The organism is Fulvimarina pelagi HTCC2506, assembly GCF_000153705.1.
Classification (GTDB): Bacteria; Pseudomonadota; Alphaproteobacteria; order Rhizobiales; family Rhizobiaceae; genus Fulvimarina; species Fulvimarina pelagi.
Window position 1 is genome coordinate 2,536,915 of record NZ_DS022272.1, and the last position, 9,009, is coordinate 2,545,923.

The 9,009-nt window shown below is 61.8% G+C and carries 9 protein-coding genes; 3 read left to right on the top strand and 6 right to left on the bottom strand.

All coding sequences use genetic code 11. The features are described from left to right. Positions 1-7: 7 nt before the first annotated feature. Complete coding sequence (locus tag FP2506_RS11920) at positions 8-670, top strand: GNAT family N-acetyltransferase (RefSeq protein ID WP_007067748.1); 663 nt, start codon at positions 8-10, stop codon at positions 668-670. Beyond that, the gene (locus FP2506_RS11925) at positions 667-3,606 is read left to right on the top strand and encodes an EAL domain-containing protein (RefSeq protein ID WP_007067749.1); all 2,940 of its coding nucleotides are present in this window, start codon (positions 667-669) and stop codon (positions 3,604-3,606) included. Before FP2506_RS11920 ends, FP2506_RS11925 begins: the two co-directional genes overlap by 4 nt. Positions 3,607-3,627: 21 nt before the next feature. Here the strand turns inward: FP2506_RS11925 and FP2506_RS11930 are convergent, their stop codons facing one another. After that, the gene (locus FP2506_RS11930; RefSeq protein ID WP_007067750.1) at positions 3,628-4,230 is read right to left on the bottom strand and encodes a YqgE/AlgH family protein; all 603 of its coding nucleotides are present in this window, start codon (positions 4,228-4,230) and stop codon (positions 3,628-3,630) included. 195 nt (positions 4,231-4,425) lie between these two features. On the opposite strand from FP2506_RS11930, the gene FP2506_RS18060 reads away from it, so the two are divergent. Then, positions 4,426-5,226, top strand: a complete 801-nt coding sequence (locus FP2506_RS18060) for a protein-disulfide reductase DsbD domain-containing protein (protein ID WP_007067751.1) — start codon at positions 4,426-4,428, stop codon at positions 5,224-5,226. Between the two features lie 19 nt (positions 5,227-5,245). Here the strand turns inward: FP2506_RS18060 and rnhA are convergent, their stop codons facing one another. The 5 genes from rnhA to FP2506_RS11960 are packed head-to-tail and all read right to left on the bottom strand — an operon-like array spanning position 5,246 to position 8,965. After that, the gene (gene rnhA / locus FP2506_RS11940; RefSeq protein WP_007067752.1) at positions 5,246-5,707 is read right to left on the bottom strand and encodes a ribonuclease HI; all 462 of its coding nucleotides are present in this window, start codon (positions 5,705-5,707) and stop codon (positions 5,246-5,248) included. Beyond that, positions 5,704-6,684, bottom strand: a complete 981-nt coding sequence (gene thrB / locus FP2506_RS11945) for a homoserine kinase (protein WP_007067753.1) — start codon at positions 6,682-6,684, stop codon at positions 5,704-5,706. The genes rnhA and thrB overlap by 4 nt, the downstream gene beginning before the upstream one ends. A gap of 13 nt (positions 6,685-6,697) precedes the next feature. After that, positions 6,698-7,726 carry a 4-hydroxy-3-methylbut-2-enyl diphosphate reductase gene (gene ispH, locus FP2506_RS11950; protein WP_007067754.1) on the bottom strand — a complete coding sequence of 343 codons (1,029 nt, stop codon included), beginning with the start codon at positions 7,724-7,726 and terminating at the stop codon, positions 6,698-6,700. Between the two features lie 31 nt (positions 7,727-7,757). Continuing rightward, on the bottom strand, positions 7,758-8,558 hold the full coding sequence (locus FP2506_RS11955; RefSeq protein ID WP_007067755.1) for an SURF1 family protein: 801 nt from the start codon (positions 8,556-8,558) through the stop codon (positions 7,758-7,760). Next, entirely contained in the window at positions 8,555-8,965 is a 411-nt protein-coding gene (locus FP2506_RS11960) for a DUF983 domain-containing protein (protein WP_007067756.1), read from the bottom strand. Before FP2506_RS11960 ends, FP2506_RS11955 begins: the two co-directional genes overlap by 4 nt. Between the last annotated feature and the right edge of the window lie 44 nt (positions 8,966-9,009).

Here is a 9,009-nt window from a genome sequence, read left to right on the forward strand (position 1 = left end):
ACGCGTGATGCACCTGCTCGACGCCATCTTGAGACCGCATTGCCCGGTCTTGAGGGGCGAGCGGGTTCTGTTGCGGTTGCCAAAGCGCAGCGACTACGTGAAGTGGGCCGCGCTTCGCGGCGAAAGCGCTCCCTTCTTGAGACCCTGGGAGCCGGAGTGGAGCCGCGACGAGCTCTCGGTTCACGCGTTCCGCTCAAGGCTCAGACGCTATTACAGCGAGGCGCATTCCCACAGCAGTTTCACCTTCTTCATCTTCGATATGAATGAGGATGTTCTGATGGGCGGGTTGACGCTCAGCCACATCCGGCGTGGGGTAGCCCAAGTCGCGACGCTCGGCTACTGGATGGGAGAACGGTTCGCAGGCCAAGGATTGATGCGCGAAGCGGTACGAGAGGTCACGCGCTTCGCCTTCGATGTCGAGAACCTTCACAGGGTCGAGGCGGCCTGTCTGCCGGCCAACGAGCGGTCTATCGGTCTCTTGACGCGGTGTGGCTTCACCCACGAAGGTCTGCTCCGGCGGTATCTTAGGATCGCTGGAGAATGGGAAGACCATAGCCTCTATTCGCTGCTTGCCGAAGAATGGCCGCGATCGGGCGCGATGGACGGACGAAGAGAGCACGGGTTGGGAGTACAGAGTACGTCGTGTTGCTTTCACGAGCCCGATCGATGACCGGCGGTGAATACCGACGGCGATTCCTGCGGCACACACGTGAAAACGTGCGAGCCTTTCTGAGCTCGTGCCTCGTTCTCTTCGCAGCCCTAGCAAGTCTCGCCGCCCTTACGCTTCCAGCCCACGCGCTCGACGTGGTCGCAGTTTCGCCCAACGAGAGCGTCATTGACCTACGCCCGGCGATAGAAGTCTATCGCAATGCCGGGCGCAGTTTTCAGGTCTCCGCGGTGCCGGGCCCTGAAGGCATCGTGCGCCGCATCGAGATCGACGCGACGACCCAGCAGGCGAACGGGGATTGGGCCGTCTTCGCACTCACCAATGAGAGCGACGAGCAGATCGACCGGCTTATCGTCGCTCCGCATTTTACGCCGGCAGGTTCCGGTGTGCTGAATCCCGACCTCGGCTCCCAGCGCATCGCCGCGATCACGCCCAGCCAGGGTTTCGCGCTCGAGAGGCAGGTCTCCAGCGAAGCCGACGAATTTCTCGTGACACTCGATCCCGGCGCCATCGTCACCTTCGTTGCCGAGCTTACCGCCGAGCGCCTGCCGGACGTGCGCCTATGGGAGCCCGGAACCTATCGGGAGAACGTCAACGCCTTCACGCTCTATCGCGGCATCGTACTCGGCATCGCCGGGCTTCTCGCAGTGTTCCTGACGATCCTTTTCGTCGTGAAGGGCTCGGCGATGTTTCCGGCCGCCGCTGCTCTTTCCTGGTCGGTGCTTGCCTACATCTGCATCGATTTTCAGTTCTGGGAAAAGCTGATGCCCTTTGCGCCGGGCCAGGAGCCCCTTTGGCGCGCTGGCGTCGAGGTCGCCTTTCTCTTTACGCTGATCCTCTTCCTGTTCGCCTATCTCAGTCTAAACCGCTGGCACGGCTATCTCACGATCGTCTCCGGCGTCGTGCTGGCGGCTGTCGGCGCAATTGGCGCCTATACGCTGGTCGATCCGGTCTCAGCCGCCGGCATTACTCGCGTCAGCCTCGCGTTCACGGCCGCGCTCGGTCTCGCCGCCATCATCTCGCTCAGCATTCAGCGCTTCGACCGCGCCGTCATGCTGCTCCCGACGTGGCTTCTCCTCATCGTCTGGATCTGGGCAGCCTGGATGACCGTAACGGGTCGGATCTCGAACGACATCATTCAGCCGGCTCTCGGCGGAAGCCTCGTACTGATCGTGCTCCTCATCGGCTTCACGGTGATGCAGCACGGCTTCGCCGGCGGAACCCTCGCGCAAGGCCTGGTCTCGGACCTCGAACGCCGCTCTCTGGCCCTTGCCGGCTCAGGAGACGCCGTTTTCGATTGGGACGTGATCCGCGATCGCATCTTTATCGATTCGGAGAGCGCCATGCTCTCTGCCCTCCCCGTCGACGCCATGAACGGGCCTGCACGCAACTGGCTTCCGGTCCTCCATCCGGACGACCGCGATCGCTTCAAGCTCACCCTCGACACGATCATCGAACATCGGCGCGGCCGCATGCACCAGGATTTTCGGGTGCGAGACGGCGACGGCCATTATCACTGGCTCGCACTCCGCGCCCGCCCGATGCTGGGTACAGATGGCGAAGTTATGCGATGCGTCGGCACGCTGAAAGACATCACCTCTGCCAAAAAGGCCGAAGACCGCCTGCTTCAGGACGCCATGGTCGACCAACTCACCGGGCTTCCAAACCGTGAAGTCTTCATGGACCGGCTGGAGGCAATCAACACGCTGGCCGCCCACAGCGAGGGGATCTCGCCAACAGTCTTCGTCATCGATATCGACCGCTTCAAACAGGTCAACGACGATTACGGCCTCGCCACCGGAGACACGATCCTCCTGACGATCGGCCGCCGCCTGAAACGTACTCTAAAGCCCCAGGATACGCTCGCCCGGCTCTCCGGCGATCAGTTCGGCGCGATCCTCGTCTCCGAAACCAGTTCGGATGCGGTCGCGAGCTTCGCCGAGCACATGCGCGAGGCGATCCGCGCGCCGATTGCCTTTGCCGAGCGCGATATCGTTCTGACAGCCTCGATCGGCCTCACCGGTTGGTCTTCCGACCAGACCCCGCCAGAGGCGCTTACGGAAGCCGATCTCGCGATGCATCAGGCCAAACGCATGGGTGGCGACCGGATCGAGCCCTTCCGTCCCGCCTACAAGGCGATCGGCTCGAACCGAGTAGCCCTCGAAACGGACCTACGGCGCGCGTTCGAAAGGCACGAACTGGCGCTTGCCTTCCAGCCCATCGTTGCCTTGGAAGACGAAACGATCGCCGGCTTCGAAGCCCTCCTCCGCTGGGATCATCCGCGTCGCGGCAAAATCTCGCCGGCCGAATTCGTGCCGCTCGCCGAGCGCTCGGGACTCATCGTCCAGCTCGGCCAGTTCGCGCTGGAGGAAGCCGCGAAACGCCTTAGCGACTGGCACCGCGCGACCGGCGACACGAAGCTCTTCATGTCGGTGAACGTCTCCAGCCGGCAGCTGATCACTCAAGACCTCATCGCCGATGTGGACACCGTTCTCCAGCGTTACCGCCTGCCGGCATCGGCCCTAAAGCTCGAAATGACTGAGTCTTTGGTGATGGACAATCCGGAGCGCTCGGCCCAGCTTCTGGACCGCATTGTCGAGCGCGGCGTCGGGCTTTCGCTCGACGATTTCGGCACGGGCTATTCCTCGCTCGCCTATCTGATGCGTTTCCCATTCGACACGCTGAAGATCGATCAGTCGTTCCTCAAGCACAACTCCCAGCCGCAGCGTCCGGTAATCCTGAAGAGCATCGTCACCATGGCGCACGATCTCGGTCTCAAGATCGTCGCCGAGGGCGTCGAGACCGAGGCCGACGTCGCGACCCTGCGCCAGATGAAGTGCGAATACGCCCAGAGTTTCCTCTACGCGAAACCGCTCAACCAGGAAGAGGCGCGACGCATGCTGGTCGCCAAGGAACCGGGCCTGCGCCGTACAGCCTGAAGCCGGCGACCGAATAGGATATCAGGCGTGACCGGCTTCCGCGTTCAGGAACGCCTGCTGGATGCCCAGCAAGGCAAGCGCCTGATCGTATTTGTTTTCCAGCGCGTTAGAGAAAATGATCGAGAGGTCCGCCTTGCAGGTGAGCCAGCCGTTCTGGGCGATCTCCTGCTCAAGCTGGCCCGGCGCCCAACCGGAATAGCCGAGTGCCATGATCGCCGTCTTTGGGCCGATGCCTTGAGACATCGCGCGAAGGATATCCGTTGTGGGAGTCAGGGCGATCTCATCGTCCACGGTCACCGTCGATTCAGAGTCGTAGTCGGCCGAATGGAGGACGAAGCCGCGGCTTTGCTCAACCGGACCGCCGCGGCAAACGGAGACTTCCATGCTGCCCTCTGGGCGACGGATATCGTCTTCGCTCTCGACAATGCCGAGCTGGGTCAGGAGTTCGGGGAAGCTCGTCGACTGCGGCTTGTTGATGATGAAGCCCATCGCACCGCTCGCAGAATGGGCACAGAGATAGATCACCGTGCGCTCGAACGGTTCACCCTCGATGCCGGGCATGGCGATCAGAAAATGCCCCTCAAGCGACGTCGTCGTTTCGTCAGCCACCTCGTCGATGCGCACGGGTCGAACTCCGTTAGCGTGTGATCAAACTTCAAGGTGACATCGAATGATGCCAATTGCCAGCCTGTATGTTGAAGTCCGGCACGCGGCCCGCGTACGCGCACACGAAGACATGAGTGGCGCGCGACATTGCTGCCGTGCAAGACACTCTGCCCAAACGGGTTTTCCGACCCCGCGATTGAAAGGCGAGCCTTCATGAAACGATCCGTCGCGACCTTTACCCGCATCGCGGCCATCGCGACGAGTATTACCGTTGTCGGGACGCACAGCTCCGCGGTCTCGGCCGAGAGATCGTCCAGCCCGGTTGCCAGGACGGAGTTCGCCACACTCACGCTCCTCGCCGAAACGCCGACCGCGCATGGCTTGGTACGGGGGGCGCTGAAGATCGAACTCGAGCCTGGCTGGAAGACCTATTGGCTGGATCCCGGGCCGTCGGGGATTCCGCCGCAGATCGATTTCTCGCGCACAGAAGGGGTCGGCGAAAGTGCCATCCTAGCGCCTCTACCCGAACGCTTCGGGGAGGATCTCGCCCGCGCAAACGGATACAAGTCGGATCTCTCTCTTCCCTTTCTCCTGACTCCCGGCGAAAACGAGACAATCAGCGGGGCGATCTTCGCGAATGTCTTTCTTGGTGTTTGCGAGTCCATTTGCGTTCCGGTGCAGGCGGAACTCTCCGCCACATTTGATCGGGCGGGCGATGTCCAGGCCGCATTCAGCAACCTTCCGACCCAGGTCAAACCCACAGATCTGACTGCCTCGATCGACGGAGACGCGCTGATATTGGGACTGCGAGCCGGATCCGATGTCGCCGATGCCTTCGTGCTGGGGCCGGACGGCTGGTATTTCGGCGAGGCTGAGCTTTCGGAGTACGGGGAAGGCACCACCACGTTCCGCATTCCTATAGACGAAAGACCGAAGGATGCCGAAACCCCGGTGCTGACCGCGGTCTTCGACGACGGCGAAAAGGGTCTGACGGCGGTGTTCCGGCCGGAATAAGCCTTTCGGCGCGCTCGTTCTACGCTGACCGGGCCTTCTTCTTGAACGGCTCCATGCCATCGTTGGCGAGCTGGTCGGCGCGCTCGTTGCCTTCGTGGCCGGCATGGCCCTTCACCCAGTGAAAGGTCACGTCGTGGCGGGAACGCTCTTCGTCCAGCCGCTGCCAAAGTTCGGCATTCTTGACCGGCTTCTTGTCGGCGGTCTTCCAGCCGTTCTTTTTCCAACCGTGGATCCACTTCATGATGCCATCGCGCATATAGGAGGAATCCGAGTGCAGATCGATGGCACAGGGGCGCTTCAGGGCCGACAGCGCTTCGATGGCGGCCAGCAGCTCCATCCGGTTGTTGGTGGTGTTCGCCTCACCACCCTTCAATTCCTTTGAGTGCTCGCCAAATCGGAGAAGAACGCCCCAGCCGCCTGGACCTGGGTTGCCTGAGCAGGCGCCGTCCGTATAGATCTCGACCCGGTTTTCCTTACTCAAACGTTCACTCCAATCGGCTCGTAGCCGTATTCGCCGGCTCTACTGACGTTTCGGTGGAATCGCAGCTTGCGCAGGTATTCCCGAGGGTCCTTCTTCACCACGAAGCTGCCGTCCGGCACCGTCAGCCAGTCGTAGAGCCGGGTCAACAGGAATCGCATCGCAGCTCCCCGGCATAGAATTGGGAGGGAATCGGCTTCGCTCTCACTAAGCGGACGCACGGCTTGGTACCCCTTCAGGAGCGCCACGCCCTTGGTGATGTTGAAGCTGCCGTCTGCCTCGAAGCACCACGCGCAGAGCGTGATCGCGATGTCGTATGCGAGAAGTTCATTGCAGGCGAAGTAAAAATCGATGATGCCGGAAAGCTCGCCGCCGAGAAAGAACACGTTATCCGTGAAGAGATCGGCATGGATGACGCCCGAAGGAAGATCGCGCGGCCAGTTGGCTTCCAGATCATCGAGCTCTGATCCGATTTCGTCCGCTAGCCCCGGCTCGATCTCGTCGACACGGTTCGGGCAAGACGCGAAGAGTGGCCGCCAGGCCTCCATTGCGAGACCGTTCGTCCTCTGCATCGAAAAGCCCTGGCCGATCGCGTGCAGCCTCGCCATCGCCGAGCCGACGGCCCTGCAGTGGACGGGCGTCGGCCGCCGCGCCCCCATGCCCTCCAGAAAGGTGAAGACCGCCCCCGGACGTCCCGCGAGTTCGCCAAGGGCTTCGCCGTCACGACGCTGGACCGGAAGTGGACAGGATAGGCCATGCTCGGCGAGATACTGCATGAGCCCCAGAAAGAAGGGCAGATCGTTCTTAGCGACACGCTTTTCGTAAAGGGTGAGGATGAAGGTGCCGCCGGTGGTGCGCAGGAGAAAGTTCGAATTCTCGACGCCTTCCGCGATTCCTTTGTAGCTAAGCACCTGGCCTAGGTCGTAGTCGGCAAGGAAGGCGATCAGTTCGGCCTCACCGACATCCGTATACACGGCCATGCGTGCTGATCCCTCAGGCGGAGCCGTTGACGAAGGCCATGTCGGCTTCTGTCAGCGGCACGTCGCGGAGCGAGCGCATTACGGGGAAGAGCTCATTCTCCTCGGCCGTCTGAACGATCTCGAGATCGACGTCGAAGTTTTCACGGGCTTTCGCGATGATCGCGTCGATGAGAATGTCTGGCGCGGAAGCTCCGGCTGAAAGCGCGATAGTGGCGCCTGTTTTGAGACTTTCCCACGGGATCTCGCGCTCGTTTTCGACAAGCATCGCGTCCCTCGCACCAAACCTCTTGGCGACTTCGACGAGGCGCTTGGAGTTGGACGAGTTCGGTGCGCCAACGACGACGAAGAGGTCGGTCTCGGGCGCGGCGACTTTCACCGCATCCTGCCTGTTAGTCGTCGCATAGCAGATCGATTCCGACGACGGCGCCTGCATTTCCGGGAACTTCGCCTGAAGCGCCTTCACGACGCCCGCCGTGTCATCGACGGAAAGTGTCGTCTGGGTGATGAAGCCAAGGGCGGACGGGTCGGCTGGCTCGAAGGCGGAGACGTCTTCCTCGGTCTCGATCAGCGTTACCGTGCCCTCGGGAAGCTGGCCGAGCGTGCCGACCACCTCCGGATGGCCGGCATGGCCGATGAGGAGGACGTGCCGGCCGAGCTTTACGTGGCGTAGGCCCTGCTTATGGACCTTGGAGACCAGTGGGCAGGTCGCGTCGAGATAGAACATGTCTCGTGCCTCGGCCCGGGCCGGTACAGATTTCGGAACGCCGTGGGCGGAAAAAACCACGGGTTGTCCATCGTCCGGCACTTCGTGAAGCTCCTTCACGAAGACGGCACCCATGTCGCGCAGCCCGTCGACGACGTATTTATTGTGCACGATCTCATGCCGCACATAGACCGGCGCGCCATACTTCTTGAGCGCCAGAACCACGATCTGGATCGCCCGGTCGACGCCGGCGCAAAAGCCGCGCGGTTCGCACAGTTTAAGCCTGAGCGCGGGCTTTGTCGCAGCGACGTTCGGCGATGGCATGTCGAGTACGGTCATGGCTCGAATGAAGGCATCACGCCCCTCCCTGTCAAGCTGTCCGCGAAGCTTGGCCGCGCCGGGCCCGCACCCGCCGCACGACGAGGAGCACCGTCATGACGACGAGCACCAGGCCGATACCGTACCAGGTGAAAGCGTATTGCAGGTGATTGTTTGGGAGCGAGACGATGGTCTGTCCGCCGACCGGCAGCGCGTCGGCATCCGGGTCGCGTTTCGCATCGACGAAGAAAGGCACTAGATCGACGCCAGCATCGATCGAGAGTCCCGCCGACATCGCCCCGAGGTCCCGCCAGAAGAATGTGTCCGCGTCGGGATCGTTCTCCGGAACGAAATAGCCGGGCTTTTCTTCGGGTGCATTACGCGCGATGCCTTCGAGCGAGACCTCGCCCTGGGGCTGGCTCTCTACGCGCGTCTCCGGCTCGCGCTGCTCGTAGGGCACGAACCCGCGATTGACGATGACCAGCTTGTCGTCCGGCGTCAGCAGCGGCGTATAGACGTTCCAGCCGGTGGCGCCCTCGAAGGTGGTGAAGAAATAGCGCTCGCCGCCTTCCAGGAATTCTCCGCTCAATCTCACTGGGAGGTAGTCGACGTCGCCCGTCTCCTGAAATTCAGAAATAGCTGCATCGAGTGGTATCGGATCAGAGGCGATCCGCCGATCGATTCGTTCGATCAGCGCTTCTTTCCAGAAGAGCCGCTCCATCTGCCATGTGCCGAGCCCGGCGAGGATAACGATCCCGAGAACACAAAGGGTCAGCGCAACCGAGAACTTGACCTGCCCCATCGGCTCGGGGGCGGTGGCCAGTCCTTCATCGCTGGTGCCAGAGGAACTCATTCGATCTCGTCCGGTCCCGATCGGGTTCGGCCATGGCCTTTTGGACGTCCCTCACGCGCATCGTTTGAATAGGTCAGCGTGATCATCACACCCTTCAGCATCCTTAGTAGCGGTAGCGCGAGGATCACTGTCATCGGGACCCAAAGAACGAGATGGAGGATCAGCGGCGGATCGTAGGTGACCTCCAGCAAGAGCGCGAGTCCGCAGACGATTAAGCCAATGATCAGGATTACAAATACGGCCGGTCCGTCACCGGAATCTGCGAAATCATAGTCGAGCCCGCACTCGTCGCAGGCTTTCGCCGGCTTCAGAAATCCGGAGAAGAGACGGCCCTTGCCGCAATGCGGACAGCGGCCCTTCAACCCGGCTAAGATCGGATCGGGTTCGTTCGCCGGGGATTGGCTCATGGCGTCAGATCCCTTTCAGGACGTGCAAACGAAGGAGGGCGGGT